We start from the raw sequence: 25,821 nt of genomic DNA, 5'->3' as shown, positions 1-25,821 counted from the left end.
CGACGCTCTTCGTTACATAATCCAAAGGAGGCGACAACGGGTTCGGATCAGCTAAAAGGACGGTTCGCAGCCGGCTCCCTGTGGACCCGACGCATTGCCGCGATGGCTAAGAGGGCGTCGGCATGAGGATTACTGAGGACGAGACGGCGCAAGCCGGTAAACGGATGGCGACGCTTCGCGAAGCCGGCCATGCGGTGTCGGCGCGTTATGATCGTCGCCGCGCCCGTGTGGTCGTTGGCCTCAATACGGGGGTTGAACTAACGTTTCCGGCGCACCTGGCCGAGGGCTTGGCCGACGCCTCGCCGGACAGTCTGGCTGTAATCGAAATCAGCCCTGCGGGCCTTGGGCTTCATTGGCCAAAACTCGACGCCGATATCTATGTCCCCGGCCTGCTGCGAGGTGTGTTCGGTTCGAAAAAATGGATGGCCCACCAGCTTGGATCCGAGGGCGGAAAGGTACGGACCGCGGCGAAGAATGCCGCGTCGAGCGCCAATGGCCAAAAGGGTGGTCAACCGCGAAAGCTGGCTGATGCCCCCGATCCGATCGAGGCTGAGAATGTTACAAGTTCAGGCCAGTAGCCCGACACGCATAGCCTTCAAGCTCTGGGCCCGGATTGCCATCACCCCCGAACCGACCGGGTTTCGTCGCCACGCGCTTTGCTGCTTCTAAGGCTCGCGTGCCAAGCGCGCGCGCTGCGCCGATCTGTCGCCTGACAGTGTTGATCGGGCGCGTGGGTGGGTACCCCCTGAAGCCTTGTTCCTGATTCCCCGAATTCGGGACGGCTGTTCCTGAAACCCCGATTAGTCATGCACTGTTCCTGAAACCCCGAATCTGGTGTGTGATCTCCCGAACGACTGGCTGCTACCTTAGTACCCTCGGGGCGAGTTCGACGGATGGTAGGTTCGGTGGGACACTTGATTGGCTATCCGATCGGTTCAATATTTTGTTCAGCATTTAGGGGTTGAACCGCTGGTACAAAAGTCGGGCCGATCAGTCCCGTCCGCTCATGTATTTCCTTGCGGATAAGCTGGCGGCGTTTGCCGCCCAAATCCGTGCCGCGACAACCGCGAAGGTTGATGTCGGGCTCCAGACCAACGGGCTGCTGCTTGACGATGCCGCGCTCGATCAACTTGAGGCAGCGGACATCGGTGTCTCGCTGAGCTTGGATGGGCCGCGCGCGGCACAAGACAAGCATCGAACGACGCGCAAGGGGCGCTCGAGCTTCGATAAGGTTCTCGCTGCGCTGGAGCGGCTCAAGAAGCGCCCCAGGCTATTTGCAGGCGTCATCGCCGTCATCGATACCGCGACCTCGCCGGAGGATCTCTTCGCCTTCTTCGACGCGCATCATCCGCCGAATCTCGATTTCCTGCTACCCGACGCCCACCATTTGCGCCTCCCGCCAGGCCGCGCGCTCGATCCCTCGCTCTATGAGCGCTGGCTGATCGGCGCATTCGATCTGTGGCTCGACCATTATCCGCATTTGCCGGTGCGAACCTTTGAAGCTTTGCTCGATGCCGTTTCCGGGCTGCCTTCCCGGACTGACGCATTTGGCTTCGGGGACGTCAGCCTTATCTCGATTGAGACCGACGGAAGCTATCACGATCTCGACGTGCTCAAGGTGACCCAGGACGGAGCGACCAGCCTTGGCGGTTCGGTACGGGATACGCCGATCGCAGACATAGCGACCTCGCCCCGGATCGCAGCGCATCGCGCGCTGCTCAGCAAAGCAGGACTATGCCGCGAGTGCCAAGCCTGTCCGATTGTCGAAATCTGCGGGGGCGGATCGCTCCCCCACCGCTTTGGCACCGACGGCTTCAATCATCCGACCGTTTATTGTCGTGAGATGCTCGCGCTGGTCGAACATGCGCGGGTCCGCCTCGCGGAACTGCTCTTGCCCTCGGATGATGCGCTGGATTCGGCCCTGCCCACTGGCACCGACCTAGCAGCGTTCGATCTCGCGGAGAGTGCCACGGCGATGATGGACGATCTCTGCGCCGGTGCGCGGTCAGCCGCGCGTGACGCGCTGCTGGGGACGGTCCGCGAGTTGCGTGCCACCCACCCCGAACTCGGTCCGGCGATCACGGCGTTCGATGCGCTGTCCGTTTCCGAGCAGGAAGAACTGGCGAGTGCTCCGGGCGCCATCGCGTGGCGGCACACACTCGACATTCAGACCGCCGCCTATGAAGTTCAGGCCGTCGACGGCGCAGCAATCCAAGCCGACGCATCCTATCTGCAGGACTTGCTTGCCCAGCCATCACGCGACGGTTCCGGCTTTCAGATCGGTTTCCCCGATCCCTGGCTTCGCATTCCCTTTGGCGAGGCAATCTATTTTGAGGATGAGGCGACCACCGCTAAGGTCAAGCCGATCGTTGAGGAGGCGCTGCAGATCATTGAGCGCTGGCGCCCGGCAATGGCGCGCGAGATGAGAATGGCTTGCGGCGCAATCCAATTTATCCGCGATCCGCTTGCGCATCCCGACAAGATCGTTTCGTTCAGCGACAACTCGGTCCCAGGTGCTCTCTATGTGTCGGTCCTGCAGGGCGACGATCCGATCGACGCCTACGATCTCGCCGACTCGTTGTTGCACGAGCACCGGCACCAGAAACTCTATCTCCTGGAGCGGCTTGCGCCGACCGTGGCTTCCACCGCGGCGCTGGTCTCCTCGCCGTGGAGAGAGGATCTTCGCCCACCTTCAGGCCTGCTTCACGCCGTGTTCGTCTTTGTCGAATTGCGGCGTTTCTGGCTTCATGTCAGGGACGAAGGGCCTGCCCGCCTCCACAATCGGGCGATCAATCAGCTCCGTGACACCGAGGAGAATCTTCGCGACGCATTCGTGACCCTCGATAGCTGTCCGCTGACCCCACTGGGACGCGAACTGGTTGCTGTCCTCAAAGCCTCCGCCGAACGCGAATTGGCCTGATGCCCGACAATGTGATCACCCTTCCTTTCGATCGGCTTCCGGGAACAGCAGCCGAGCGTCATGCTACGCTGCGCGACTATTTTTGTGACAAGGATGCCTGCGTTAAACGGACTACCGGGGGCTGGGAGCTGACGCTCGGTTGGCCCAATGATGCCGCGCGGCATGTCGATCCCAAATTGTCCGCCGGACTCGCGTGGTGGGGTGAGGGCCTTGAGCGTTCCGATATGGCGCTCTCGATGCGCCGTAGCGGTCGCATTCTCAGTACGCTCTACGACAGTTGGACGCTTCTCAGCTGGAGCGAATGGCTGGAGCGGGCCGGCCTACAGGCTGCGCCGATCGTGGTGCTCCATGTTGACGATCACCGCGATCTGGGCGCGCCGCGGCTGTTCGTGGAGCAGGCGGGTTGGCGCGATCCTATGACTGGCCATCTCGTCGACCTTGCCCAGCCTAATAGCGTTGCAAGCGCGATACGAAGTGGTGCCATCGGCATGGGCAGCTTTCTAACGCCGTTCCTCCACGCATTCCCGACCACCGAGGTTCGCCATCTTTGCCAGCCGCCGAAAGCGGTCGATACTAGAGACTTTCGTGTCGAGCTGACCGAGGAGCAGGACACGCTGCTCGACCCTGGCGCATTGCGCCCCGCTGTCGATCTCGTTCCGGTCGCGCGCGAGACCGGTCCGGGGCGATATCGCATCACGCCTGACCTTGGAGATTGGCTGCAAGGGATCGGCCCTGGACCGATCCTGCTTCACATCGACATGGACTATTTCAACAATCGCTATGATGGCGACAGCGACTGGCTCGACCGGCGCCGAAAGCTCGACCCTTCGCTGGCATCGGTGCTTGATAAGGTCGATGCCCTTGCCGATGCGCTGCACGGCGCCAGGCTCGCATCGCGGCTCGAAGATGTCGTAATTGCCTATTCGCCGGGCTTCTTCCCCAGCGAATATTGGCAGGCGGCGGACGAGCGTTTGCGCGCGGCCTTTGCGCGGCTAGATGTCCGTTAAGCCCTCATCCGCCAAGCAGAGGCAACGGCGCCGAAGGGCCAGCCCGACGCCGAAGCCGCCTCCTGTCGTTGCGCATTCGCCGCTCGGGCCGATCGATCCGGAGAAAGTACGATTGGTCCCGAGCAAAGGCACGCCCAAACGCGGCGGAGGCCCAGGTGGCGAGGCCTGGGCTATCGAGGCCGACGGCGAGCGCGCGGGAACCGTCTTCATCAACCTGATTGAAGAACCCCCGATCGGAAAACATGCCTCGCTCCAGATTTTTCTGAACCGGGAAAGCCAGGGGCGTCAGATCGGCCGTCTCGCCTATCGTGCCGCGTGCGATGCAAGCGAATATAATGTCGTCTACGCCCATATGCGCAAATCCAACATCGCTTCGCGGCGCGCCGCCGAAGAAGCCGGCTTTGCGGACGTGACGCCAGCAGGTCACTCTCAGTTGATTATGAAGCATGTTCGTCGTGAAGGGTCGTCGACCGGAGGCTGAGCGCGACCGCACCGGAATTCTGAAAGGTCCGAATGCGCGCCTATATCGTCATGCCCTGCCTTAATGAGCAACGAGAGCTAGTGGCGACCTGCGCTTCGCTCGGCTTTGGCCCGGGCGCGGCTACGGATAAGCCGGACGGCACGCTGGTCCTTGTCGACAATGGATCGACGGATCGCACGTTCGAACTCTCGCGCGATATCCAGCAAACCTCGCCACCCGGTACCGTGGAACTCACGTACGAACCCGAGCGCGGATACGTTCCCCCGCGCCGGCGCGGCATCGATCTCGTCGCACAGTTGGCGCTCGAGGAAGGGGTGGTCGCCGAGGATGTCCTGATCCTGCAAGCGGACGCCGACACACAATATCAGCCCGGCTATGTTGCCGAGATGCGCGCGGCGGGTGAGACGGCGGGCCCGCAGACGCTGCTCGAAGGACGAGCGGAGGCCGCTCCCGAGTTCGCCCTCGAGCATTCGGCATATCAGGCGCTTTGCGAACAAGTGAGTGCCTCGGTTCGCGCGCTCTGCGTCGCCGAAGCGGATGATGTCATCGTCGACGACAAAATCTGCGCCTTCCGTCTCGCCGACTATCGCGTGTGGGGCGGACACGAGCGGGAGTATGATCCCCATGGTGAGGAGATCCACGCCGAAACCTCGCGCCTGTTTCTGCGGGCCAAGTCCTACAACGCCAGAAAGATCATAGTTGAGAGGGCGACAGCCCAGCCTTCGCGCCGAAAGTTACGCCACACACCCGGGCTTGTTCTCCACACAGCATTGCAATTGATCGATACACAATTGCCGCAACTGAAGAGCTATCTGGCGGAAAATACAAACCTTGGCTGATGGTGCCTGGCGGCCGTTCCGCTTCTCAGAATAGGGCGAAAGGCAGTGGCTCGCTGTCGTCGCTACGCGTGCCCTCTTTGATCAAAACGCAGCTTTTGAGATCAACTGCCGGCGCTCGCCTCACGGATCGCCGATCCGATACCTTAGTGCTTAAGTGAAGGGAGGACAGGCCGGGCGCCGCCAGCTTTTTGGATTAGCGCGTCGCCCGGCCTGTCCTCCCTTCACGGCGAACTAACAGGACACTAGCTAAGCCCAGACCTAAGCTGCAGCTATGGCGCCCCAGCGAGATGCTCGGCAGCGTCGCATTTGTAAGGACGTTCGCCAGGAGGTCGTAATAAGGCGGCCAGTGCTTGAACCGCCGCGGCGTGTAGCGCACAGTCTCGTAACGGATGCCCCGCGCGCCCATCCAGGCGGCCATCATCTCCTGATAGGCGTAGGTCTCTGGCTTCTCGACACCGGGGTCGCCAGTGATCACGAGGTCGGGCGGCGTTCCTCGTGCATCCAGCTCGATGAGCAAGGCGGTGCTGTCGACGCCGATGCCATAGGCGAGCACGATCGGCGGCGGTTCGGACACGCGGATATAATCGATTTCACGGGACTCCGCGGTCAACGCGGAACGATCGGTCGCCAGCATGGAAGTACTCCGGTCTCGCGCAGCCAGTCTGCGCACCGAACCAATCCCACTCCACCTTCTTTCTCGGCAGCATCGGCCGCGAGCGCGCCGGCTCGCGTCAGGCCCTGTCTTGCAGACTGGAGTCGCGGTCGTCGAGGTCGAGGTGGATTCCGAGTTCGGTTCCCTCGGCAATGGTCAGGTCGCGATGATCATCGCTCTCCAGCGCGCTCGCCATTTCGATAACCGGATGGACCGAGACCACCTCGCCCGAAGGAAGTCGGAAAAGGTTCGCCAGGCCTTCAACCGCCTGGGTTCCAACCGGAACGGCGAAACTGCCGCTGATTTTGAATGCAACGTACATGACTATACTCCTTATTGGGACGGATGCGCGCTCAGGTGGCGATGGGCAGAAGCTTCGGATAGGGCAGCCGCGGGAGGTCACGGCCCTGACGGCGCGCGGCGCGCGTGAGTTCGAAACAATAAGTGAAGAGGCCCGAATGCCGATGGCGCGTGAGGAGACCTTCAGTCTGGAGGCGTTGGAGCCAGGCTTCCGGTCTTTCGCGAAGAGCGGGAGCGGGAAGACCGAGCCGGACAATCTGGTCGATGGCTCCGTCCATTCCGCGCTCGCGGAGGCGGATTTTCGACAGCGTACGGTCGGAAATCGTGCGATCGCCAGTCCGAAGGACGATACGCGGACGCGTAGTTCCGCGGTGCGCTCCCGACAAGGCGGCGTAAACCCGGCCAATATGGCCAGCCTCGGGGTCGCTATAGGAGACGACAGCCTCGATCGCGGGGCGGGCCTCTCGAAGAAGCCGGAACGCGCGCGCGCAAAAAAAGCTCTCGCCGTTCTGGGGGACGCTGTCGAGAAGGATCAGGCGAGCGAGGACAGTGCCTTTGGTAGGGTCCAGAAAGCCGGTGTGTCGGGTGATGACGGCGTCAGTCGCCGGCACCGCGAAGACGCAGACGCCCTCGAGAACGGCGCGGCGTCCGAAAAGACCGATGGCGACTTGCGCAGCTGGATAGTTGGGCAGATAGTGATGCTCGGCGATGAAAGCGCGCGCCATGCGGTGCTCGATGAGATCGACCGAATAGGCTCTGGGGTTGATGGTGCGGAAGTCTGTTGCCCACAAGGCGCGTCTTTCCCGCCAGCGCTGGCTGCGTGAGGTTTCCATGTCCGGCCTCGGGTTGAAGGGACGTCGGCGGCTCTAGCCCCTCCGACTTGTCCTTTCGGCCCATTCCCCTCTTCTTGTGACATGGATTGAACTGGTGGCAGTTCATGGAATATTTGCTTTACGGCGATAGGAGTGGCGCGGGGCAAGCCGTGCGCAACTGGCAACTGCGTTTTCGACGCGCCGGAAGCTTCACAAGCCGCTCCGTTCCCGGTAGCGAGCAGTTTTCGGGACTCCTCTGAAAATCGAAGGAAAGCAGATCATCATGAGCGACTTGTCGGAAGGCGATAGCACGCTGATTACCCTGACCGCCGACATCGTCGCGGCTCATGTGACGAACAACAGCGTCGCGGTCTCGGATCTGCCGCTATTGATTCAGAATGTTCATGCGGCGCTGAGCAATCTCGGCAAAACCGAGGCCGCAGCGGTAGTGAAGCATGAACCGGCCGTTTCGGTTCGCGCCTCGGTGAAGCCGGACTATATCGTCTGCCTCGAGGACGGTAAAAAGCTCAAGATGCTCAAGCGTCACCTGATGACACACTATCAGATGACGCCGGCTGACTATCGTTCGAAGTGGAATCTTCCGGCCGACTATCCGATGGTCGCGCCCAATTATGCCGAGCAGCGCCGTACGCTCGCAAAAAGCATCGGTCTCGGCCGCAGGCCCAAGACGGCCAGCGCAGCCGCGCCGGCAAAGACGGCGAAAGCCGCCCCCGCTCGTCGCGGACGCGCAAAATCAACCGAAGGGCCGCCTGCCCAATAAAATCATCTAGGCAATTCCTCTCGAAGAAGGCGGGCTTGGAACAGGGACAGTCAGATCAAAGTGCGTCGTCGCGTCGCTTGACAATATTTGCCTAGCAAATCGAGGCGAGCACCCTGCCCTATCTTGGTGCCGAAACAACCGTTGGCATCGTGATGACCCCGCTGTGCACCCTTCAATCGATCGAAAATTGTTGGGCGGATTGCAGCATGATCTTGCCTAACGCACCCGACTGGCGGTCGAAAAAGGGCTTTCCTTCTGTCGATGCACCGCGGAGCATTTGATCAGGTTGAGTGATCAATGTGACTATCTAGTGGTGAGACATAGTCCCGAACAGCTCTCCGACCCAAAGTTTAAGGTCTATTGGTGACTAGGAACTCATCTTGCGGTGAGATGTTTGAAAGCGAGCCGCGAAGGCCCTGCAGCCAATCAAAACAGGGTAAACTGTTCTCCAATCGTTCGGGGCTTTGCGTCCGGCGGTGGCGTGCAAGGAGATGAGCGATCCCCGGCCCTCTGTGGCGCGGAACGCGGCGGCGGCTCGACTACGCGAGGCTGATTTGCAAGCTTCGCACTCCAACCTCCCAGAATGTGAGCCGGGGTGAACCAATGTTCGCGAACGTCGTTGCTCAGGGAGTTGCCGACCATGAGATGGGCCGGGATGTGCAATAGCGAGAACTGGATATAGGCCATGTGCACCGCGCGCGGGTCTATATCGACCGCTGTCACGTGGAGATGGCGTTGGTAGTTGATGTCGGCTGCGAGCATTGCCTGGGCAAGCGCGATGACCATGGCGCCGGCGCCGCAGGCGGGCTCCATCGCGCGGACATAGCCCTTGTCGGCGATCAGCGCCCGGGCGCTCTGGGCATCGCCGAGCGTGACCTCGGCCATCATCTGGCAGACCGGATAGGGCGTGAAGAACTGGCCCCGGCTTTTGTTGTGGATCTCAAGCGCGGTGAAGATGCTGCCCAGAACATCGCCCGGCGCGGTTTCCAGCGCCATGGTGATCTCGCCCAGGATACGCGGGAACATCTCGATCGTAGGGCGATCATAGCGGCCGACGATCTGGAGATAGCGTGCCTCCCGATGGTCGCGCGAACGGATGTCGACGCTGTTCGAGATGCTGATCGCGATGAGCTCCATGCAATCGGAGAACAGCGTGTAGCGATCATGGCGATGGCCATGGGCCTCGAACAGCTTGAGGACGTTCCTGATGTATCGATCCTGGGGCGGCATGAGGGTTTCCCGAGCGCAGGCCGGCTGGGCAAGCTGACGCGCTTTGTCTGAGTGAATGGTTCGAGAAAGCCGGCTGGCGGCGGCGGAATCACGCCGCGGCGAGCAGGGCCTCCAGCGTCACGGTGCGTCTCGGCCTGCGCCCGAACTGGTAGCCGTGGTTGGTCGCATATTTGCTGAGCGACATGGCTTTGCGGTCGAGAGCGACGGCGAGATCCGCGATCGAAACCCCGGTGCGGAAAGCGATCTCGAGGGCGCGCGTTTCCTCGACGCTGAACGGCCGGATGTAGCCGTGGACGAGGCCGAGGCTGTTTGCCCGCGAGGTGAGCGCAGCCTTGGTCCGGCCCATGCGCGCGGCAAGAAGCTTGGTCGGAACACGGCCATAGTCCGCGCGCAGCCGCGCCTCCTCGGCCTCGGTCCAGTCCGGACCAATGCGCCATCCGTTGCGGTTGGCATGACGACCGCGCAGCTCCAGATATTCGGCGCGGTGGCGCAGCGAGCCGGATGTGCGGCCGAGCTGCCGCCGCAGCGGCGTCAGGCTGGTGCCCTCGCCATAGGCTTTCTGGAGGAGGGCGTCTTCTTCGGGCGTCCAGGCCCGGCCCCAGCCCCGGCCGTATCCGAGTTTGCGGATCGCGAGCCCGAAGCCCCGGATGGTGCGCTGCGGAAACCCCTCCCTGGCGAGCATGTCAACGATCGCGGTATAGCGGTGGCCTGCTTCGGCGAGCTCAAGCGCGCGTGCCGTTTCCTGCGCGGACCAGTCGGGCGGATGGTTCGCGTGGACGATGCCGAGAGTGCCAGCCCGGCTCGACAGGCCGCCAAAGGGTCGGCCGATCAGCGTCGCGATCTGGGCAAGCGGCACGCCGCGGCGATACCCTTCGACGAGCTGGGCATCTTCCCAAGGCGACCATTCGGGAGGATTGCCCTCGGTCAGGTCGAGAATCCGGGCACGGGCATAGACGGCCGAGCAGGATCGGCCGAGATCGGAAGCGATGGTCGCGGTCGGTTCGCCGCCATAGCGGCGGGTCAGCTCGGCATCGTCGAGTTCGGTCCAGGCCCTTGCCGAGTTGCGACGAAGCCCGAGCAGAGCGATCCGTTCGGCGACCGCCGCCCTGCCCCGGCCGAGCGCAAGCGCCATGTCGGCGATCGCGGTATCGTCGAGAAAGAGCGTCCGGAGCCGTTCACTCTCGGCCGGCGTCCAGGCATCGGCACGAAAGGCCATTTCGCGCAGCGGCTGGGGTCGGGGGAATGGGCCCGGTGCGGGGGCGAGCTCGACGACATCTGCGCCCAGATCGAGCGGCTTCATGCGAGCGCCACCACGGGTATGTCGCTAATCTTGGCCCTGAGCCGTGCATGCAGCCGGGCGATGCGGTCCTCCCCGCGCGGCATGGTATCGACCGCCGCGATCGCAGCCAGCATGTCGAGCGCATTGTCGATGGCCTCGCGTGGGCAACCGAGGTGGCCGGCAAGATCGTCGGCCGTGGTTGCGTTGGGGGCGATGCGCTTGAGCGCGCCGATGATCGAGGCCGCGTGCGGCGCGGACGGATCGAGGAGGAACGCGTCGAGCGCCCGCGTGCCCTTGAGGGTCAGCGTGGTGTCCCGGCCGCCGCTCGAAACCTCGCGCAGGGCGGAGAGATCGAGCAGTCTTTCGGCTTCGTCGCTGTCGATCGCGGCGGCGGCGGTCAGCCGGGGTGTCGCACCGAGATGCTCGGTGATCGTCTCTTCCATGTGGGCCAGGACGGGGAGCGGCGACATGGCCGGCCCCATGGCGAAGAATTCACCGGGCGCGAGTTTGCGCAGCCGGTCGGCTTCCTTGGCGGAAAATCCGAGCAGGTCGGCGGCGCGCGCGATGTCGCGGTCGAAGACGTTGAGGCCGACCAGGAAGTTTTGCAGCTCGGAAATCACCGAGGAGGAGAGCTTGGCGAGGCGCTGGGTGGCGATGACCGGCGCGATCCCGCGCTTGCGGCCGCGGGCGCAGAGGTCGGTGAGGGTTGCGACGCCGAGGCGGCGGGTCTCCGCGTCACGGGCCGATCCTGCGTGATGGGGGGCGAGCAGATGGCCCTCGTCGATGCAGACGAGGACGGTGTGGCTCCAATGCTCGCGCGGCGCGCCGATCAGCCCGGCGAACAGGGCGGCCGCCTTGATGATGCGCTGGTCGGGGTCGAGATCGGTGAGATCTACGTGGAGCGAGAGCCGGTATTGCCGGGCGCGCGCGGCGGCCGCCGTCAGGCCGTCCGACGTCAGTTCGCAGCCCTTGAGCGACGTCGCGCCGATATGCGCGGCGAGATTGCCGAATTCGCCCTCGGGATCGACGAGCACGATGGTCGTGAAGTCGAAGGCCTCCTCGATGATCTTGCGCAAGGTTCGGCTCTTGCCCGCGCCGCTGCTGCCCTGGATCAGCAGGCGGCCGGCGAGCAGGCGCTCGAGATTGAGCATGAGCGCGCCGCGGCTGTGCTTGCCGATCGGCACGGACCATTGATCGGCGGAAGGGTCGATCGAAACGACTGTTGCCATGATGGGATCTCCTGGGCTCGGCCTGTCTGGCCACCGCCCACTCGATCCCCCTTCCCTTTGCTCGTCCGGCCCCTGTGTTCGCTATCGGCGCGCCGGGAGCATCACCCGCCGGGACGCGGGGTGCGATCCTTGTTGCGCTTGTCGGCGACGTAGCTCTGTCCGTTCTCGCCTTTGAGGATCTCGAACAGCCCGGTCGCGGTGAAGAGCGCCGTGAAGTTCTTCACGCCGTAGTTGCGAGGATCGATGGGGGCCTGGCGCTTCGCAGCGCTGCCCGCCGCGGACATGAGCGCCCAGCCGTCCTCGCGCGCGGAGGCTTCGACGGCACCGCGCAGGATCGTCACGAGCTTGGTGTTCTGTGCCAGGGTCTTTTCCGCGGCCTTGGCGGCCGAATGCTTGGGCTTTGCCTTTGCCTCGGCCTTGGTTTCGGTCTTGGCCGCGACAGGCGTGTCGGGAGCTTCGCCAGGTGCCGCTGGCTGGCTCGGATCCTCGAGACCATCGAGATAGAGGAACGTGGTGCAGGCGTTGACGAAGGGCGTGGGCGTCTTGCGCTCGCCGAAGCCATAGACCTCATGACCATTGGCCTTGAGCTGCATGACCAGCGGCGTGAAGTCGCCATCGCTCGATGCGATGCAGAACGCGTCGGGCCTTTGCGTATAGAGCAGTTCCATCGCGTCGATGACGAGCGCGATGTCGGTCGCGTTCTTGCCCGTCGAATAGCTGAAATGCTGGATCGGCCTGATGGCGAAGTCGTGGAGCTTGTCGGTCCAGCCTTTGAGGCCCGGCTTGGCCCAATCGCCATAGGCACGCCGAATGTTCGCCGTGCCGTATTTGGAGAGTTCCGCGAGCATTGCCGCGATCTTCGTGTGGGAGACATTATCCGCATCGATGAGAAGCGCGATGCGCCGATCCGATGTGCCGCGTCCACGATCCTCATTGTCCACGTTCAGTACCTCCCCAATTTGTTTCTTTGCAGCCTTTCATCGTCGTGCGCGGCGCAGGGTCTCAGAGATCTCGATCGACAGGTCGTCCGATCGCCGCAGCGATCAGGGCATCGCGGATCTGTCGAAAGAGTCCCGAGGGGAGAAAGCCATGACTTATCGACGGCTCTCGGCCGCGCACCGGCCGTATGTCGTAACCAGGCCAAGTGAACCTGTTCCATTCGGTGACGATGACCCATGAGCGTTCGCCCGAGAGACCAAGCTGACGTCTTACTGCCTGGGGGACTTCCACCGCTTGCTGACCACGGGTGGGAGGCCGGGTCGTCATGGGCACGACATGAACTTGATCGAACCCATCATCGGATTGGGTGACTAGCACGACGGCAACGGGGCGATCTTTGACGCCCTCGTCGCGACCGTCCTTGTATTCGTACTCCCAAAGATAGCTGTAATTGATAACCTCGCCCGGCTTAGGAAGCGCTAAGTCGAGCTTCCGCTTCGTCGCACTCGGGCGCGGGCTCGACGGCCCGGATCGCGTCGAGGGTTTCTTCATCCAAATCCTCCGCACGGCCTGCAACTCGTTCACGGCGACGCAGGCGCTCATAGTCGTCAATAGGAACCATGACGAAACGCAACCGCCCGTTCCTGCTGACGCCGACGGGACGGATCATCGCCTCGTCAGAGTAGCGGCCGAATTGTTTCTGCAATTCACCTGAAGGAACGATTTCCATGCTCTTCGCCATGAGCTTTGGGCTCCAATCTCTACGTCCGGAAGTGATGCCTGTGCGAAAATAGGTTCGGATATAACTACCAACGATTTAGGCCGAATTTTCTAATCCACCGCTTGGGATATCTGTCGCGCCTTCGTACTGATTTTACCGTCCCGACTATATTTTACGATTTTCCCGGATCATGAGGGCTCGTATTTGCCCGATAATATGGAACATAGGGAAAACCCGGGAAATCGTCAAGATGCGGGTTTGTAGAACCTGCCTGCCGCTTTGGCGGGAGAATGTTGCAGCTTTCTGGTCATTCGCTCGAGCGGCTACGCATGCCCCAGTCGGGCGCATAGTCCTGGCCATAGTTCGCGCTGCGCAGGTATTCCGTGTCGCCGGCCTCGTCGACGAGATAGCCGGTCACTTCCTCGGCATAGTCGGCGTCGAGCGCGCCCTCGGCGGTGGGGATCAACCGCACGCCGAACCTTCTGGCGAACAGGGCCGCGTCGGCGGCACGCATGGCGTCTTCGTGGCTGGCGGCCGTGACGGCGAGCTTGACGCGAACGGTCGCATAGACTTGAACGAAATGGGTGGGCTCCGACATCATCGGTCTCCAGATGAGGAATTGGGGGGTGTGGGCCAGGGTCGAAGCGTTCGACGACCCTTGTCCCGGGAATGCTGCACTGATCGGCCTAGGATTAGAGATCCATGATCGCGGCGCCCAGGACGGCATAGAGGCCGACGTCAAAGCGAAGTTTCTGCAGCGCTCGAAACTTGGCGTCGCGCCGAGCCTCGACATGGAACGCGCTGCGGCCGGTGTCGGCCTCCTTGATGCCGGTCGAGAGCGTGGGGTAGGTCTTGCCGGCACGTGGACCGGTCATGATCTGGGCCGTGGACCGGCAGTCCAGCGTGCGATCGAGCGCATAGCCCAGACCGCGCAATTGCGCTTTGATTTCGCTGAGCGTGACGGGATGCCAGCCATCGGCGGCGCGGGCGGCCAGTTCATTGGCGAGAGCGGGGTTCATGAGCGAAGCTCCTTCGCATTTGCACCGACGGATTCCTGTAGGTCCTCGGCCAATCGTTTGGGGGTGCCGAGCGGCGAACCTCAGGCCAGCGGCACGTCGTAGGCGGCCGCGCAGCCCGGTTCGCCTGGATAGACCCCGTCCGGATCGCACAGTAGCACCTGCAGCACGTCATATTCCTCGTGGCGAAGGTAGCGCCCCGCCTGGAGCGTAAAGCGCTGGCGCGCCTGGGCCGAGGCTTGCCGAACGCGGGCAGGAAAGCGGCCGCCAACGTCGATGTCGCCTTCGAGCGGCCGGCGCGCGCCGCGCATTTTCCGGCCGAGCTCGTTGATGATCGAGCCGGCGACGCGGGGCGAGTAGTTGCCGATGAGCAGGAGTTCCGGCAGGCCCTGCAGCGCGTTTCCGATGGTGTAGGCGAAGGCGGGCGTCTCGCCGTCGGCGAAGATCAGGAAGAGATGCTGACCGCTCCGCGTGATGTTGCGCTCGATGGCGGCGTAGAAGTCTGAAGCATCGATCATGAAATCCTCCTCCGCGATGGGAGCGAATTCAGGCGGTCGCGGGGTGAGTCAGGACTTCGAGATAGTCTGTCTCGACCAGCTCGGTCTTCTGGCTGCGCTCACGCGGCGTCATGTCGAGCTTCACGTAGAAGCCCGCGAAATGCGTCTTCACGATAACGCCGTCGCGGCCGGCATAGCGGTCCCCCCCGACGCGCGGACGTCGGCGGAGACGCACACGCGCACCGATCTCGGGCTTGAGGATTGTTTCGACGGGCGTCGCGCGCTCGGCGAGAAAGATTTCTAGACGCGCCCTGTCGTCATGTTGGTCTTTGGCCTCGCAGCAGGCGCGGGCAAGGATGATCCAGCCGCGCAGGCTCATCGCATCGCCGGCGAGAGGGCGGTCGCGCGGCTCGTGATCATCCGCCGCCAATTGGCCTGCTGACAGATGCGCGTCGGGATCGAACGCGAAAATTGTGGCCGCATGATATTCGCTCTCGCTGAGTGCGACGAAGAGGTGCTCGAGTTGCGGGAGGAGCTTGGCGGCGGCGCTGGCGGCAGGGAGTGAGACGACATTGGTTTCGGGCATGGATCGGGTTCCTGTAAGTGGACGAAAATGCGGGCACCGGCCGCTCAATCCGCCGGCACATTTCCCGGACACCCCCTCCCCCTTGCACGCGCGCGGGATCAGGCCGTGGCAAGGTCGAGGAGATCAGGCGCGCGATTTGCGACAAGCCGCGTGGCTCCACCGAAGGCGCGCAGGCGGGAAGCCATCGCCTTGCGCAGATGAGCCCGGTTGCCGATGACGGTCTCGGGGGACAGCGGTTCGCCGCGGGCTGATACATAGCCGCTTGCAAGCTGCCCGTCCGGCGTCTCGACGGTGATGCGGTGGCCGCCGCCGGGCTGCTTCCCGGCATAACGGGCCGTGAATTCGCCGAGCTTGCCGGTGAGACCCTTCACCGCCTTGCCCCAGCGGATGTGGCCGGCGCCCAGGCTTTCTCCCGGCATGAGCCCGCGATCCAGCCAGATGCGGAAGTGGGCGCGCTGCTGCAGCAAGGTGTTGCGGGTGCGCTCCATGGTCCGGCAGAGCGGCAGCGCCACCGCATGCAGGTCGAGGAGCGCAAGATAGTCGCCTTGGGCGGCGATCAGGATATCGTCAAAATCTCGGCCAGCGAGAAGGCTGCGAAGCTGGTCTTCCAGTCGGGGATCGAACGAGACAGCGTCGCCGCTCAAGGACTCGATCGCGGCCGCGTCCGGCATGGAATTCTGGAGCGCATGGAAGCCTGTGCTCGAAATCACGACGATGGCGAGTTCGTCTTGCCCCTCGCTCGCCTGGAGAGCTGGGAGCAGGAGCGGGGACTCGATCTTCGCGGCCGCGCTTTCGCGGATCCATCCCGCTTCGGGCGCGCCGAGGATAAGGAGGCGACGCGCCCACCGCGCGGGGACCGGATCGTCGGTCGGCTTGGGCCAGGTGCTCGGCAGCGGCCGCCCTGTGGTGGGAACCGGCTGCGCCTCGGGCAACGAAGCTGCGTCGTAGGCGCGGCGCGCGGTATCGAAGAGGTCGTCGCGATTGCCGCCGCCATCGGCGAAGCCCTCCTCGTAGGCCAGGGTCGCGGGCGTCTCGCCTTGCCCTCGCCGTGCCTCCGGCTCCCACCCGGCGGTGGCGGCAAACCATCCCGACGCGTAGCGGACGGCCCGGTCCCAGTCGTAGCGATGAAGGTTGCGCGCGCGCAGGATGGCGCGATCGCGATCGTCGCCCTTGCCGCTGGCAATCCGCGTTTCGGTGAAGGCGAAATTGCGGGCCTGCCGCTCCGCATCGGCGGCTTTGGACATGGCGTCCATGACCGGACGCAGCGCGAGCGCCCGCTGCCGCATCCGCGCGCGCCTGGCTTCCCGATCGGCGTCGTTGGGCAGGTCCGGGAAACGCCGCCAGGCATCGGCCAGGATGGCGGCGTGGTCCGGCCGGCGGCCACGAGCGATCCAGGTGGCCTCATCGGCCGGATCGAACGGCTCTGAGATCATCGGTCGCTCTCCCGGTGAAATCCGAGGCCCTCAGCGGTGAGGTTCTCCAGCGCACGCGAGAGCGGCTCGTAGCGTCCCGACAGGTTGTCGATCGTTGCAAAGAGCCGTGCATTGGCGGGGGCGGCCGGCACGCTGAGACGAAACTGAACGGGTTGCTCCGCCATCTCGGGAAAGACCTGTCCGAGCAGGATCGCCCCCAGGCGATCGGCAACGCCGTCGATGCGCTTGCCAAGGTTGTGCTTGTCGAGGCCCGGCGCGGATCCGAGATGCGACATCGGCGCGATGACGTCCGGAAGCCGGGCAAGGAGGCCGGCACCCATGCCGTAGTCTGAGTGCATCGAGATCAGCGCTTGGCGCTCGAGCGAAATCTCTGTGAAGGGGACATAGACCCGGAAGGAGTAGCTGGGTGGTTCCGTGCCGATCCGGGTGCGGGTGAGGAGGATACGCATCCGCGCCTTCCTCAGGCGACCAGCCGCGGCGCGGCGGGGGTGGCGGCGGCGAGATTGAGATCGCGGCGGATGCGCGCGGCGAAACGATCGGGCTCGACCAGTTCCCGGACCGACGCCCAATGGTTGCGTTCGCCGATATGATCCTGGCGATTGCGGACTTTGCGAAAGCAGACCTCGCGGTCGGGCCCGAACGGTCCTAGCGAGAACTGGACCCAGAGCATGTCGGCATGCAGCGTGATCTCGCCCGACACCGCCGGCCCCGCCTTGTTGGAGCGGATGTCAAAGCTTCCCTCCTCAAGGCCGAGCGCGTCGGCAAGGCGGCGCATCGCGGCGCGGCCTTCGGAATGGAAGAGGCGCTTGGCAGGTTCGTCATAGGCGACGCCGCGCAGGGCGAGCGTCTTGAGCATTGGCCGGTTTCTGAGGTCCGCGATCCGCGCCATGCAGTCGCGGCGTAGCTCCGCATCAGCTGGCCGATCGGCACAGACCTGCGAGAAATGGCGCACGAGCAGAATGACGGCGGGGTCGGTTTCGACCTCGATGCCTGCGTTGCGGCAATCGGTGATCGCTGCCTGAATGGCATGGAGCGTCGTGCCGATGGTGATCAGAGCGCTGGGGTCGAGCGCCTGGCCGTAGCGAAATGCCACATCATAGCTCATGGGGTCCTCCGGGAATCTCGAGCGGTCATTCCGCTCGCGCTCCCAGCCCCGCTTCCCTCTTTTCTGCCCGGCGGGATGGAAGGGCACGTCGCCGAAAGACGACAGCAAGCGATCGAGAGTGTATTGCGTCCTCGCGAAGCGAGGAGCCGGGGCGACGGAGGAAATGGATGGAAGATATCGCGGGTTGGATCGCTTCGATCGCAACGATGATCGCCGCGATGATGACCGCGGCCAATCTCGGGGCGAAGGTCACGGGCTCGGGGTTCCTCGTATTCACGATCGGATCGATCTGCTGGTCGCTGGTGGGTCTCTCGACCGGGCAAACCAATCTGCTCGCGACGAACGGCTTCCTAACCGTCGTGAACATGGTGGGCGCGTGGCGATGGCTGGGTGAGCAGCGCAGATATGAAGAGGGCGGCAAGTCCGCCGATAGGGCCAGCCGCCGCTGTCGAGCGATGAGCTTTTCACCGCGACCGGTCTTGCCGGCATGGAGATCGATGACTGCCACGGACGGCGTCTCGGACGCGCGGTCGAAGCCTTGGTCGAGTCCTCCTCGGCGAGGATAAGCTATGTGGTCATCTCTCGGGGCGGAATTGGCGGGATCGACGAGACGCTGCGCGCCGTTCCTTGTGACGTCGTCTGCTTCGGCGCGCAGCGACTCTCCCTCACGATCGATCTCGCGGGTTTCGAGGGGCCACCCGTCCTCGAAACAGGAGATTGGCCCGCGGAGGCGCCCCGGATGGTGTCAACCACTGACGGCAGCCTGCAGAGCGCTTAAGGTGTGCAATCGAAGCGCCCTTGCGATCATCCCCGCCTGGCTGATCGGATTCGGCCCGCGCCGGGTCCGATGGCGCGGGCAATGTGACCCGCATAGACACCGCAGGCCGCCCAGTACGAGGCGAGGGGCGGCTTGCGGCTGCGCCAGCTCGTTTCTGCGCGCTGCCTCGCATCCTGCTGCAATTCGAGGAGCAAGTCCTGCAGCAGTGCGCGCGTATTAGGGTCGAGCGCCCGCAGCTTGGCAACCGCAGGCAATGTGAGGATCGGATTGCGGACCTCCGCGCGATTCGAGCGTACGGGTATCCGCTCGGTGACGATGAAGGAGTGGGGCATGGGGGGCTCCTCGATCTGCAGGAGCTCTAACTCCCGTCAGGTTGCCCTCGCATCCCCTCTCTTCTCTGGCTGCGGGCCAAGACGCGCTGGTCTCGTCAGCGGGGCGCTGTCGACGACAGCTAGAAGCGACATGGTGACGTAAACGATATCGGTGATGAGGAGGAACATCAGTAGGAGGAAGTCGGGCGGCGTGTCCCCCGCCCCCTTGGCGGAATAACGAGATCGCCACGTCCGCTGGGCGCCAGAAGGAGTTCCTTGAGTGTCGGCCGCACGCGGCGTTGAGACCGATGCCACTCGGCGGCAGGCACCAGAACCGCCGCCTCGATACCTCGCTTGGTGATCATCTGGGGTCCGTTCACCGTGCATGCTTGAAGCATCTCGTTGAAGCGCGCCCTTGCGTCCTGAATCGTCCAAGCCTGCATAATGTTTTCTTCCGCATTGGTCCTCTAACGCGTTCTCCAGCTTTTTTCAGTCCCAACCGAGGCTCAGCCCGTCATGCGCTCGCGATAGATGTCGGCAGCCCATTGCTCGATCCACTGGGCGGTGGTCTCGTCATGATCGAGTTCCCCGGATTCGATGAGTTCGCGGATTTGCTGCCGCGCTTCGGCAATCGCGGCCTCCCAGGGATCGTCGGGCGGCCCGGCATCCGGCGTCAGCGGCTGCATGGGAAGCTGGCGCTGCGGCTGGCGCAGGCGCGCATGCTGGGTGTGGACCCAGTGCTCCATATGATCGGCGACGACGGCGTCGGTCTTCGCGAGGTTATGGCGCCTTGCCGCGGTCCTGGCTGCGACCCCGTAAGCCTGGCTGTCGATCGAGGCGACACGGTGGCGGAAGGCTGAAAGATAGGGGAGCGCTTCCCCTTTCACGCCGAAAAGGTGCAACCGCGTAAGGCGCGGGAGCACGCGGTCGAGATGATCGACGACTGCCATCAGACCTTCGGGCCCGTGGATAGGGCGCCTGCACATGGATCCGACGCCGACCAGTCCTGCCCGCTCAATCGTCAAGGACAGGGCCTCGGCGCAGCGCTCATAGTCGGACGGCAGGCGCCCCTGGATGACTGGCATGAAGGTGTCGAGAATCCCTTGGTCGTCGCCGCGCAGGCGGCACTCGATATTGGCCCGGATCGTGCGCGAAATTCGGTCGAGCACCTCGTCGCGGTCGCCGGCGACCTGATGCTCGACGCAATAGTCGAGGCTGGCCCACCAGCCGAACGGATAAGCCGCCGCAAGGCGGATATAATCGTCCACGGTCCACGGATATCCGCCGTAGGTGACCATCGCACTGAACCCGGCGCTGTCGAGGCAGAGGCTGTGGAGGCCCGCCGCGTTGCCGAGCGGGCGAAACGACCAGCCGGTCCATTCCCGCCAGCCGCGGCGCCTCGACCAGCGCGACAGAGCGTTCGCCGAAATGAGGACGGGCTGCTGGAGCCGCCTCGCCCGATCGAGCAGCTTGCCCTCGGACAGATGGGGCAGCCCTATCATGACCGCGATCGTACTCGGCTTGACCCTACCCGTGTTCATATTACGTTCCCTACGAAAGGAGATACCCGATGACCGATTCCGCCGCCCGCTATCTTGACCATTTCGATCTGGACGTGACGCTGCGCGATGCGGCCCTGGACGAGCAGAACCGCCCGACCCGGCGGATGATCGCCAATGCGGCGATCGGTATGCATGTCGAGGACGCCTTTTATTCGGTCCGCGAACTTCGCGAGGCGGTGAGCTGGATCCACGAGGGCGAACAGGGCGGCAAGCGCAAGCTGGCCTCGATCCTCAGCAATCCGGCCGGCGATGACTTCCAGCGCTGTATCTATTTCTGCCTCGCGGGCCGCGGCGTGGTCGAGATGATCGACGATCTGATGTGGCTGGAAGAGCTGCTCGAGGCGCGCGGCCGGATCGCGGGCGAGATGCGCCGGCGCAAGCTCAAGGCCCGGGCTCTCGTACGTCCCTATGTGGCGGATGAACCCGATGGCCCGGTGGTCTCCATGTCGGAGGATTTTCAGCAGGGTCAGTCCTGGTGGGCCGATCCCGGGCTGAGCGCCTGAAGCACGCGCGGCAGGCGCCTCGGTCGCGCGCCCTCTTGGTTTATCCCTTGTCCGGTGCCGGCTGTCTGGTGCCCGCCTTCAGCGTTCGCAGGTTAGCCTCTCGGCGCGTCGTTACTGCGCCTCGGCGAACGCGTCGGTGTAGTGCGCCGAGCCTTCGTGATGGGACCTCATATGTTGCGGACGATTGACATCCATTCTCCTCAGCGAAGCGCGTTCACGGTGCGTTGGCATGCCGGCGCAGCCGGGATCGAGACGGCCGTGGCGATGGCGAACCACAGTTCTCCCAGCACTGCCGAGCTCCATGATCACCGGCCCGACGACGTTACGCTGGACAAGGTGTAGCGGGTGTTGATCTAGGGTGACGGAAATCCCTCGAAATCGGGTTGCCGGACACTTTCCCAATCCGACAGTGTTTTTCGCGCAACCGGATTGAGGCAACGGTGTGCCAGTGATCGAGATGGACCATCAGCGGCGCGATTCATGTGTGTGTCGTCATACTGATTGCGAAGCAGCCATCACGCGACGGTTTCCACGCCATGTTCGCTCAGGCTCAATCAAGTAAGGCCTGACTGCTTAAGCACATTCGCCAGTTCGTCGGAAATGAACGGGCCGCCGTTCGACAAATGTTTGTCGCTCCACATTTGCGCGCATATTTGGGAGAGGTTGAATACCATCTCACCGTCCCGAATAACGAGTGGTGGGACAAAGCCGTCATTCAAGCTTGTAGTCAAGAATTACGGCCATTGACGGGAAATCTGCGGGCGGTCCAAATCCTTCTCGGTCATAACAAGATAGAAAATACGGTGCGCTATCTCGGGATCGACGTAGAGAACGTGCTTGCCCTTGCCGAAAACACTGAGATCTGAGCCCAATCGCGCCCGTTTTCGGGAAAGAGCCGAACACGGGCGTCTGGAACGAAGCAGTCGTTCGTAAATGTAAGGCGTAACGGCGGCTTATGGTGTTATGTGACGTTTCGCTCCAACGAACATGACCCAGGAATTTGGGCCTTCAATCGCGTATCAAGCGCAGGTCGACACTGTCGCACCACTGATCGCCTAGCCATGACGGGATTGGGGTGCTCGTGGTGGTTCCGACCATGACCAGAATGGGGCGCGTAACCGAAAGGTGCCCTTGACCATATCAACCGGCAGCTCTTGTCGGGGCCAAACATCGCCTCCTCGGATGCGAACGTCTGCGTCAGATCGGCAAGAGCTCCAGAAGCCACTCCTGCGCGTTCTCGTCGGCAATCCTCTCGCAGATGCCAATGTCGCGATAGGAGAATGACCATGGAGATGCCTGAAACCACACCCAATGCCTAAGGCCGGCTTTTCGGCGTGCCCTTCGCCATTTGAAGGGTGACCTTGTTGGCTTGGTTGCTCAAGCTCCTGTCGCCGTTTCATCCCACTCCGGATGGCAACAGTCGCCAAACTGCTCACCATCTTTCGCGCATGACTGGATAGCGTGCGGAATACGGATCTGTCGGTAAAAGCCGGTGAGCCAATCAAGCGAGACGTGCATCCGGATCATTGGCAAACGCGCGATTGGTTGCCAGCTTTTCTTCAAACTCGGCTTTCACCTTGACATCTTGTTCCAGAAGCCGGTCTGCCATTGGCGCGAGAACAGAATCCTCGATGCCCGGCCCCGGCTGCAGCGCAGCATGGAAGAGGCCCCATGCAAACAGCGAATCCTGACTTTCGGTTCCAGAAGTACGGCCGCAAGGAGGTCAAGCGGCTGATCGCTGGGCACCCGTAAGGTGCCGGCCGGAAGTGTCGTGGTGCGATCTTCGTGCACAAGGCGGGCTTCAACCGGTATCCGCCCTTCGCTCGTTAGCTTCAGTTTCGGATCGAGGATCCGGACATGGTCGAACGTCAATGTGCGCGGCCTTGGGATCACCTCGAAGCGGATGCCGTGCAGCGTGAGCCGTTCGACGACCTCGGTCTGTCCCGCGAGCACCCACCATGCCGTGGGCAACTTCGCCTGTTCGGTCGCGGTCTGGCCGATGATCGGCATTCTGAAGTGGATCGGGCGGCCGAGCCAGCGCTGTTCAAGCCGGCCTGACGCGGGGAAGCGATAGGTTTCGAACGCCACGCTCTTGAATGCGTCGATGAAGCCGACGGCTGCTGCGCCGGCTGCCACCGGGTCATCAGTTCGGCCTGGCGAGCGGAGCGATCCGTCGCCTTGGCGTCGGCGATGCGCTGTGCGTCCTCGCCCGCGAGGCGCAATGCTGCCTCCATCAATACGTAGCTGCCCAATACACGCTGGCGATACGGCTTCAGCGCATGGTTCTAGACCAACACGGTCGGCACGCCGATGAAGTCGCCATAGCCGGTGGAATAGCGCGGCCCTTCCGGGCTGAACCGAATGCCCTTGGCGGGATCATGGGCATCGACCGCGCTGGGATAAACGCCGGGGATGTGCCCGGCGCGCCGAAGGTCATCTCTGACGACTGGGTCGAAGCGCTGCTCCAGCCAATCAGCCGTAGCGCGGTGCCGGGCATATTTTTCCCAACCCGCATAGGTGAAGGTGATATCATACTGGTGGTCGAAGCCATCGCTAACGTGGAAATCCATGTCGAGCGCGGGATCAAGATCGCGCAGCAGCCTCACGATCGCGCGCGTTTTCCGGCGCATCGAGCTTGGCATAGTCGCGGTTCAGATCGAGATTGCGATATTACATATCTTCCCACAACAGGGGAGGTGTTACGAAACACTTCCCGGGTCGTGGCGTCGAAGGGGTGGTCATCGGCTTTTCGTCCGCTAAGCTGGGCGGACAGCAATCATAATCGTAGCCAGTTTTGAGGGTTTCTCGTGGCTGAAATTATCTACCGACGAGCAACCTCTGTCGATCTTCCCGCAATAATCGATCTTCTAGCCGATGACATCTTGGGCGCAGGGCGGGAAAGCGCGGGTAACGGAGTATCACCTCAGTACACATCTGCGTTCGCGCAGATCGAGGCTGATCCGAACCAGCTTCTCGTCGTCGCCGACGACGAAGGTGCCGTTATCGGCACGCTCCAGCTTTCCTTCATTCCCGGATTGTCACGCGGTGGTTCGATGCGAGGCCAGATTGAGGCCGTGCGCGTCGCAAAGGAGCGACGGAGCGAACATATCGGTGAGGCCATGTTCACATGGGCGATCGAAACCTGTCAGGAGCGTGGCTGCACCCTCGTCCAACTGACCACAGATAAGGCCCGGCCGGATGCACATCGTTTCTATGATCGATTGGGATTTCAACCCACGCATATAGGTTATAAGCTCTATATCTGACTGAGCAGCGCGTTCGCGTGCCGCGTTTGCGAGAGCGCTACCGGCGCCGACATGCCTCTCAAGAACGGAGAGCGAACATGCTCACAGGGCCTGCAGCTTCCTGGCAGCCCGCTCCGAAGCATTCCATCGGCAGCTTCTGTTAGGAGCAGACGTAGAAGATGGTCGATTTGAACGACCGGGTCTGGTCGGCTGCCGACCCCCGCGCGAGCGTCGGTTGTCCCCGCGACCCGGCTCCAATCCGGACATTCGCCTATCGGCCCGAGCCGGTCATTCCGCAGTGTGCGAAAGTCAGGCGATTCCCGCTCGGCGCCTTGTTCGGCCCTATGTGGCGATCGAGCCGGTTGTCTTGTCCCCGCCCTCACCGTTCGCAGGTTAGCCGCTCGCCGCGCCGCCACCGGGCGGGTTCCAGCCAGCTTCCGGCGAAGGCTCCGGCGCGTTGCCGCTGCGCCTGGGCGAACGCGGCCGTGTAGCGCGCGGAGCGTGCGGGATCGGACCGCAGATATTGCGGCTGCGGAATGGCGAGTCCGGCGGAGATCATGACTTCGCCGAGGTCTCTACCATCTATCGAGACGGTGGCCACCGGGCGGCCATAGCTCGAGCGCGAAGACAGGCGGATCTGCGCGTCGCCGCCTCGTAAGGTGCGCGCGGCGAGATCCTGCGCGGCCTTGCCGCATTCCCAGCAGGCGCCGGCGCGTTCGCATAGCTGACGCCGTTCGAACGCATCGACGCCGAGCAGACGGAAGTCGGTGGCGACCGTATCGCCGTCGAGGGCGCGCGCCTTGGCGCTGAACGAGGTGTCCTCGGCGGCATCGCTAGGCGTGCTGGCGGCCGCCAGCAGAAGCGCCAGGACGACAAGGCGGTTCATGCGACCATTTCGAGCACGATGAGGCCCGGCGTCGCCGGGTCGGTTGATACACGGAAGGGTTGCAGCGGGTCCGCGGTGCGCAGGATGCTGACCCGTTCCTGGGAATGATCGAAGATCCGGCCCGCGACGCGCATGGCGTTCTCGCGACTGCAGAGCAGTCCGCGCTTGGAGGAGAGGCCGTTCCTTTCGATGGCGATTGTCATGACATGATCCACTTCATCACGAGGATATACGGATTGATGCTCAGGCGAACACCGTCTTGTGGATTTTGGTGACGGGCACGATCGACCAGGCCCGCTCCATGAGCCGGCTGATCCGATAGAAGCAGCCGTTGGCCGGGTCGCGCAACATGAGGCTGCGTTGGCGCTTGCAGACCACGAACTCCTGCGCGACGTGGCCGTCGCTGAAGGTGACCGGCTGCTCGAGCCGGATGCGGTCGCCGTCCGAGAGCTTGCGCGCGCGCCGGGCGATGTTGGCGCGGCACCGTTCGCGCCAGTCGAGAGCATGCTTGTTGTCGGTCGGCGAGAGGAGGTCGAGGATCGAAGCAGGGCAGTCGGCCTCGCACGGTCCCATGTTTTCGCTCAGTCGGGTAGGATTGGTGCTGCTCAGAGAGTCAGCCCTGATCCCCCCGCCGAACCGCACGTGCAGCTTTCACTGCATGCGGCTCTCCGCTGCGATAATACCATCCATATTCCGGCTATCGGGCAGG

At 63.3% G+C, this 25,821-nt stretch carries 32 protein-coding genes and 3 pseudogenes; 12 read left to right on the top strand and 23 right to left on the bottom strand.

Annotated elements, in window-relative coordinates; genetic code table 11:
* Positions 1–122: 122 nt before the first annotated feature.
* The 5 genes from WP12_RS06445 to WP12_RS06425 all read left to right on the top strand — a co-directional run bounded on the left by WP12_RS06445 (position 123) and on the right by WP12_RS06425 (position 5,247).
* The gene (locus WP12_RS06445) at positions 123–578 is read left to right on the top strand and encodes a DUF2442 domain-containing protein (RefSeq protein ID WP_007015527.1); all 456 of its coding nucleotides are present in this window, start codon (positions 123–125) and stop codon (positions 576–578) included.
* A gap of 428 nt (positions 579–1,006) precedes the next feature.
* Complete coding sequence (locus WP12_RS06440; RefSeq protein WP_084691000.1) at positions 1,007–2,920, top strand: FxsB family cyclophane-forming radical SAM/SPASM peptide maturase; 1,914 nt, start codon at positions 1,007–1,009, stop codon at positions 2,918–2,920.
* Positions 2,920–3,927, top strand: coding sequence for a hypothetical protein (locus WP12_RS06435; protein WP_007015517.1), 1,008 nt, complete (start codon positions 2,920–2,922; stop codon positions 3,925–3,927). Before WP12_RS06440 ends, WP12_RS06435 begins: the two co-directional genes overlap by 1 nt.
* 112 nt (positions 3,928–4,039) lie before the next feature.
* Entirely contained in the window at positions 4,040–4,408 is a 369-nt protein-coding gene (locus WP12_RS06430; RefSeq protein WP_007015516.1) for a GNAT family N-acetyltransferase, read from the top strand.
* 32 nt (positions 4,409–4,440) lie between these two features.
* The gene (locus tag WP12_RS06425; RefSeq protein WP_046192922.1) at positions 4,441–5,247 is read left to right on the top strand and encodes a glycosyltransferase family 2 protein; all 807 of its coding nucleotides are present in this window, start codon (positions 4,441–4,443) and stop codon (positions 5,245–5,247) included.
* A 259-nt stretch (positions 5,248–5,506) separates the two neighbouring features.
* Here the strand turns inward: WP12_RS06425 and WP12_RS06420 are convergent.
* The 3 genes and pseudogenes from WP12_RS06420 to WP12_RS06410 all read right to left on the bottom strand — a co-directional run.
* A pseudogene (locus tag WP12_RS06420) lies at positions 5,507–5,881 on the bottom strand (hypothetical protein); the annotation flags it as partial.
* A 97-nt stretch (positions 5,882–5,978) separates the two neighbouring features.
* Positions 5,979–6,221, bottom strand: coding sequence for a hypothetical protein (locus WP12_RS06415; protein WP_007015513.1), 243 nt, complete (start codon positions 6,219–6,221; stop codon positions 5,979–5,981).
* A 31-nt stretch (positions 6,222–6,252) separates the two neighbouring features.
* The gene (locus tag WP12_RS06410; protein WP_041565062.1) at positions 6,253–7,032 is read right to left on the bottom strand and encodes a Mom family adenine methylcarbamoylation protein; all 780 of its coding nucleotides are present in this window, start codon (positions 7,030–7,032) and stop codon (positions 6,253–6,255) included.
* A 262-nt stretch (positions 7,033–7,294) separates the two neighbouring features.
* Between WP12_RS06410 and WP12_RS06405 the strand changes: the two genes are divergently transcribed.
* The gene (locus WP12_RS06405) at positions 7,295–7,792 is read left to right on the top strand and encodes a MucR family transcriptional regulator (RefSeq protein ID WP_007015511.1); all 498 of its coding nucleotides are present in this window, start codon (positions 7,295–7,297) and stop codon (positions 7,790–7,792) included.
* A gap of 426 nt (positions 7,793–8,218) precedes the next feature.
* Here WP12_RS06405 and WP12_RS06400 read toward each other — a convergent pair whose 3' ends face one another.
* The 12 genes from WP12_RS06400 to WP12_RS06345 form a co-directional block, all read right to left on the bottom strand.
* Positions 8,219–9,022 carry an N-6 DNA methylase gene (locus tag WP12_RS06400; RefSeq protein WP_007015509.1) on the bottom strand — a complete coding sequence of 268 codons (804 nt, stop codon included), beginning with the start codon at positions 9,020–9,022 and terminating at the stop codon, positions 8,219–8,221.
* 88 nt (positions 9,023–9,110) lie between these two features.
* On the bottom strand, positions 9,111–10,322 hold the full coding sequence (locus tag WP12_RS06395; protein ID WP_046192921.1) for a hypothetical protein: 1,212 nt from the start codon (positions 10,320–10,322) through the stop codon (positions 9,111–9,113).
* On the bottom strand, positions 10,319–11,530 hold the full coding sequence (locus tag WP12_RS06390; RefSeq protein WP_007015507.1) for a helicase HerA domain-containing protein: 1,212 nt from the start codon (positions 11,528–11,530) through the stop codon (positions 10,319–10,321). Before WP12_RS06390 ends, WP12_RS06395 begins: the two co-directional genes overlap by 4 nt.
* A 101-nt stretch (positions 11,531–11,631) precedes the next feature.
* Complete coding sequence (locus WP12_RS06385) at positions 11,632–12,471, bottom strand: NYN domain-containing protein (RefSeq protein WP_007015506.1); 840 nt, start codon at positions 12,469–12,471, stop codon at positions 11,632–11,634.
* Positions 12,472–12,938: 467 nt separating this feature from the next.
* The gene (locus WP12_RS06380; RefSeq protein ID WP_007015504.1) at positions 12,939–13,211 is read right to left on the bottom strand and encodes a type II toxin-antitoxin system Phd/YefM family antitoxin; all 273 of its coding nucleotides are present in this window, start codon (positions 13,209–13,211) and stop codon (positions 12,939–12,941) included.
* A 286-nt stretch (positions 13,212–13,497) separates the two neighbouring features.
* Positions 13,498–13,791: a hypothetical protein gene (locus tag WP12_RS06375; RefSeq protein ID WP_007015503.1), complete on the bottom strand. Its 294-nt coding sequence runs from the start codon at positions 13,789–13,791 to the stop codon at positions 13,498–13,500.
* Between the two features lie 91 nt (positions 13,792–13,882).
* Positions 13,883–14,209, bottom strand: a complete 327-nt coding sequence (locus WP12_RS06370) for a hypothetical protein (RefSeq protein WP_007015502.1) — start codon at positions 14,207–14,209, stop codon at positions 13,883–13,885.
* Between the two features lie 80 nt (positions 14,210–14,289).
* A complete protein-coding gene (locus WP12_RS06365) occupies positions 14,290–14,724 on the bottom strand; it encodes a DUF4262 domain-containing protein (RefSeq protein WP_007015501.1) in 435 nt (144 codons plus the stop codon).
* A 28-nt stretch (positions 14,725–14,752) separates the two neighbouring features.
* Positions 14,753–15,289 (bottom strand): hypothetical protein, encoded by a 537-nt coding sequence (locus tag WP12_RS06360; RefSeq protein WP_007015500.1) that lies wholly within the window; start codon positions 15,287–15,289, stop codon positions 14,753–14,755.
* A gap of 98 nt (positions 15,290–15,387) precedes the next feature.
* Positions 15,388–16,722 (bottom strand): hypothetical protein, encoded by a 1,335-nt coding sequence (locus tag WP12_RS06355; protein ID WP_007015499.1) that lies wholly within the window; start codon positions 16,720–16,722, stop codon positions 15,388–15,390.
* The gene (locus WP12_RS06350) at positions 16,719–17,171 is read right to left on the bottom strand and encodes a hypothetical protein (protein WP_007015498.1); all 453 of its coding nucleotides are present in this window, start codon (positions 17,169–17,171) and stop codon (positions 16,719–16,721) included. The genes WP12_RS06355 and WP12_RS06350 overlap by 4 nt, the downstream gene beginning before the upstream one ends.
* An 11-nt stretch (positions 17,172–17,182) precedes the next feature.
* Positions 17,183–17,827 (bottom strand): hypothetical protein, encoded by a 645-nt coding sequence (locus WP12_RS06345; RefSeq protein ID WP_007015497.1) that lies wholly within the window; start codon positions 17,825–17,827, stop codon positions 17,183–17,185.
* A gap of 167 nt (positions 17,828–17,994) precedes the next feature.
* On the opposite strand from WP12_RS06345, the gene WP12_RS26325 reads away from it, so the two are divergent.
* Both WP12_RS26325 and WP12_RS26320 read left to right on the top strand, forming a co-directional pair.
* Positions 17,995–18,393 carry a hypothetical protein gene (locus WP12_RS26325; RefSeq protein WP_007015496.1) on the top strand — a complete coding sequence of 133 codons (399 nt, stop codon included), beginning with the start codon at positions 17,995–17,997 and terminating at the stop codon, positions 18,391–18,393.
* Positions 18,394–18,398: 5 nt separating this feature from the next.
* Positions 18,399–18,605: a hypothetical protein gene (locus WP12_RS26320; RefSeq protein WP_327196194.1), complete on the top strand. Its 207-nt coding sequence runs from the start codon at positions 18,399–18,401 to the stop codon at positions 18,603–18,605.
* A gap of 26 nt (positions 18,606–18,631) precedes the next feature.
* Here WP12_RS26320 and WP12_RS23970 read toward each other — a convergent pair whose 3' ends face one another.
* The 3 genes from WP12_RS23970 to WP12_RS06330 all read right to left on the bottom strand — a co-directional run bounded on the left by WP12_RS23970 (position 18,632) and on the right by WP12_RS06330 (position 20,457).
* Positions 18,632–18,937, bottom strand: coding sequence for a hypothetical protein (locus WP12_RS23970; protein ID WP_007015495.1), 306 nt, complete (start codon positions 18,935–18,937; stop codon positions 18,632–18,634).
* 167 nt (positions 18,938–19,104) lie between these two features.
* Entirely contained in the window at positions 19,105–19,359 is a 255-nt protein-coding gene (locus tag WP12_RS23965) for a type II toxin-antitoxin system Phd/YefM family antitoxin (protein WP_039858586.1), read from the bottom strand.
* 63 nt (positions 19,360–19,422) lie between these two features.
* Positions 19,423–20,457 carry a deazapurine DNA modification protein DpdA family protein gene (locus WP12_RS06330; RefSeq protein ID WP_039858583.1) on the bottom strand — a complete coding sequence of 345 codons (1,035 nt, stop codon included), beginning with the start codon at positions 20,455–20,457 and terminating at the stop codon, positions 19,423–19,425.
* A 29-nt stretch (positions 20,458–20,486) separates the two neighbouring features.
* Here WP12_RS06330 and WP12_RS06325 point away from each other — a divergent pair, with 29 nt between their 5' ends.
* The 3 genes and pseudogenes from WP12_RS06325 to WP12_RS25740 all read left to right on the top strand — a co-directional run.
* Positions 20,487–20,981 carry a hypothetical protein gene (locus tag WP12_RS06325; RefSeq protein ID WP_007015493.1) on the top strand — a complete coding sequence of 165 codons (495 nt, stop codon included), beginning with the start codon at positions 20,487–20,489 and terminating at the stop codon, positions 20,979–20,981.
* Positions 20,982–21,152: 171 nt separating this feature from the next.
* Positions 21,153–21,323 (top strand): hypothetical protein, encoded by a 171-nt coding sequence (locus WP12_RS26435; RefSeq protein ID WP_153811645.1) that lies wholly within the window; start codon positions 21,153–21,155, stop codon positions 21,321–21,323.
* A 404-nt stretch (positions 21,324–21,727) separates the two neighbouring features.
* Positions 21,728–21,847, top strand: a pseudogene (locus WP12_RS25740) (integrase); the annotation flags it as partial.
* A gap of 706 nt (positions 21,848–22,553) precedes the next feature.
* Here the strand turns inward: WP12_RS25740 and WP12_RS26315 are convergent.
* Together WP12_RS26315 and WP12_RS26310 are read right to left on the bottom strand one after the other, a co-directional pair.
* On the bottom strand, positions 22,554–23,117 hold the full coding sequence (locus tag WP12_RS26315) for a hypothetical protein (RefSeq protein ID WP_052730253.1): 564 nt from the start codon (positions 23,115–23,117) through the stop codon (positions 22,554–22,556).
* A gap of 149 nt (positions 23,118–23,266) precedes the next feature.
* A complete protein-coding gene (locus tag WP12_RS26310) occupies positions 23,267–23,611 on the bottom strand; it encodes a hypothetical protein (protein ID WP_007015488.1) in 345 nt (114 codons plus the stop codon).
* A 177-nt stretch (positions 23,612–23,788) separates the two neighbouring features.
* Between WP12_RS26310 and WP12_RS06310 the strand changes: the two genes are divergently transcribed.
* Positions 23,789–24,247, top strand: coding sequence for a GNAT family N-acetyltransferase (locus WP12_RS06310; protein WP_007015487.1), 459 nt, complete (start codon positions 23,789–23,791; stop codon positions 24,245–24,247).
* A gap of 358 nt (positions 24,248–24,605) precedes the next feature.
* Here the strand turns inward: WP12_RS06310 and WP12_RS06305 are convergent, their stop codons facing one another.
* The 3 genes and pseudogenes from WP12_RS06305 to WP12_RS06295 form a co-directional block, all read right to left on the bottom strand.
* Positions 24,606–25,112: a thermonuclease family protein gene (locus WP12_RS06305; protein ID WP_007015486.1), complete on the bottom strand. Its 507-nt coding sequence runs from the start codon at positions 25,110–25,112 to the stop codon at positions 24,606–24,608.
* Positions 25,109–25,315 (bottom strand): hypothetical protein, encoded by a 207-nt coding sequence (locus tag WP12_RS06300; protein WP_041565064.1) that lies wholly within the window; start codon positions 25,313–25,315, stop codon positions 25,109–25,111. The genes WP12_RS06305 and WP12_RS06300 overlap by 4 nt, the downstream gene beginning before the upstream one ends.
* Positions 25,316–25,355: 40 nt before the next feature.
* Positions 25,356–25,697: pseudogene (locus tag WP12_RS06295) on the bottom strand (DUF6927 domain-containing protein); the annotation flags it as partial.
* Positions 25,698–25,821 lie beyond the last annotated feature (124 nt).

This window comes from Sphingomonas sp. SRS2 (assembly GCF_000971055.1).
Taxonomy (GTDB): domain Bacteria; phylum Pseudomonadota; class Alphaproteobacteria; order Sphingomonadales; family Sphingomonadaceae; genus Rhizorhabdus.
Note: the sequence above shows the minus strand (reverse complement) of the source record. Positions and strands in the feature narration are given on the sequence as shown.

Excerpts from the sequence above, each read along its gene's own strand:
- WP12_RS06445 (WP_007015527.1), top strand. The coding sequence starts at position 123 with ATGAGGATTACTGAGGACGAGACGGCGCAAGCCGGTAAACGGATGGCG.
- WP12_RS06440 (WP_084691000.1), top strand. The coding sequence starts at position 1,007 with ATGTATTTCCTTGCGGATAAGCTGGCGGCGTTTGCCGCCCAAATCCGT.
- WP12_RS06435 (WP_007015517.1), top strand. The coding sequence starts at position 2,920 with ATGCCCGACAATGTGATCACCCTTCCTTTCGATCGGCTTCCGGGAACA.
- WP12_RS06425 (WP_046192922.1), top strand. The coding sequence starts at position 4,441 with ATGCGCGCCTATATCGTCATGCCCTGCCTTAATGAGCAACGAGAGCTA.
- WP12_RS06415 (WP_007015513.1), bottom strand. The coding sequence starts at position 6,221 with ATGTACGTTGCATTCAAAATCAGCGGCAGTTTCGCCGTTCCGGTTGGA.
- WP12_RS06410 (WP_041565062.1), bottom strand. The coding sequence starts at position 7,032 with ATGGAAACCTCACGCAGCCAGCGCTGGCGGGAAAGACGCGCCTTGTGG.
- WP12_RS06405 (WP_007015511.1), top strand. The coding sequence starts at position 7,295 with ATGAGCGACTTGTCGGAAGGCGATAGCACGCTGATTACCCTGACCGCC.
- WP12_RS06400 (WP_007015509.1), bottom strand. The coding sequence starts at position 9,022 with ATGCCGCCCCAGGATCGATACATCAGGAACGTCCTCAAGCTGTTCGAG.
- WP12_RS06395 (WP_046192921.1), bottom strand. The coding sequence starts at position 10,322 with ATGAAGCCGCTCGATCTGGGCGCAGATGTCGTCGAGCTCGCCCCCGCA.
- WP12_RS06390 (WP_007015507.1), bottom strand. The coding sequence starts at position 11,530 with ATGGCAACAGTCGTTTCGATCGACCCTTCCGCCGATCAATGGTCCGTG.
- WP12_RS06380 (WP_007015504.1), bottom strand. The coding sequence starts at position 13,211 with ATGGCGAAGAGCATGGAAATCGTTCCTTCAGGTGAATTGCAGAAACAA.
- WP12_RS06375 (WP_007015503.1), bottom strand. The coding sequence starts at position 13,791 with ATGATGTCGGAGCCCACCCATTTCGTTCAAGTCTATGCGACCGTTCGC.
- WP12_RS06370 (WP_007015502.1), bottom strand. The coding sequence starts at position 14,209 with ATGAACCCCGCTCTCGCCAATGAACTGGCCGCCCGCGCCGCCGATGGC.
- WP12_RS06365 (WP_007015501.1), bottom strand. The coding sequence starts at position 14,724 with ATGATCGATGCTTCAGACTTCTACGCCGCCATCGAGCGCAACATCACG.
- WP12_RS06360 (WP_007015500.1), bottom strand. The coding sequence starts at position 15,289 with ATGCCCGAAACCAATGTCGTCTCACTCCCTGCCGCCAGCGCCGCCGCC.
- WP12_RS06355 (WP_007015499.1), bottom strand. The coding sequence starts at position 16,722 with ATGATCTCAGAGCCGTTCGATCCGGCCGATGAGGCCACCTGGATCGCT.
- WP12_RS06350 (WP_007015498.1), bottom strand. The coding sequence starts at position 17,171 with ATGCGTATCCTCCTCACCCGCACCCGGATCGGCACGGAACCACCCAGC.
- WP12_RS06345 (WP_007015497.1), bottom strand. The coding sequence starts at position 17,827 with ATGAGCTATGATGTGGCATTTCGCTACGGCCAGGCGCTCGACCCCAGC.
- WP12_RS26325 (WP_007015496.1), top strand. The coding sequence starts at position 17,995 with ATGGAAGATATCGCGGGTTGGATCGCTTCGATCGCAACGATGATCGCC.
- WP12_RS23970 (WP_007015495.1), bottom strand. The coding sequence starts at position 18,937 with ATGCCCCACTCCTTCATCGTCACCGAGCGGATACCCGTACGCTCGAAT.
- WP12_RS23965 (WP_039858586.1), bottom strand. The coding sequence starts at position 19,359 with ATGCAGGCTTGGACGATTCAGGACGCAAGGGCGCGCTTCAACGAGATG.
- WP12_RS06330 (WP_039858583.1), bottom strand. The coding sequence starts at position 20,457 with ATGAACACGGGTAGGGTCAAGCCGAGTACGATCGCGGTCATGATAGGG.
- WP12_RS06325 (WP_007015493.1), top strand. The coding sequence starts at position 20,487 with ATGACCGATTCCGCCGCCCGCTATCTTGACCATTTCGATCTGGACGTG.
- WP12_RS26435 (WP_153811645.1), top strand. The coding sequence starts at position 21,153 with ATGTTGCGGACGATTGACATCCATTCTCCTCAGCGAAGCGCGTTCACG.
- WP12_RS26310 (WP_007015488.1), bottom strand. The coding sequence starts at position 23,611 with ATGCGCCGGAAAACGCGCGCGATCGTGAGGCTGCTGCGCGATCTTGAT.
- WP12_RS06305 (WP_007015486.1), bottom strand. The coding sequence starts at position 25,112 with ATGAACCGCCTTGTCGTCCTGGCGCTTCTGCTGGCGGCCGCCAGCACG.
- WP12_RS06300 (WP_041565064.1), bottom strand. The coding sequence starts at position 25,315 with ATGACAATCGCCATCGAAAGGAACGGCCTCTCCTCCAAGCGCGGACTG.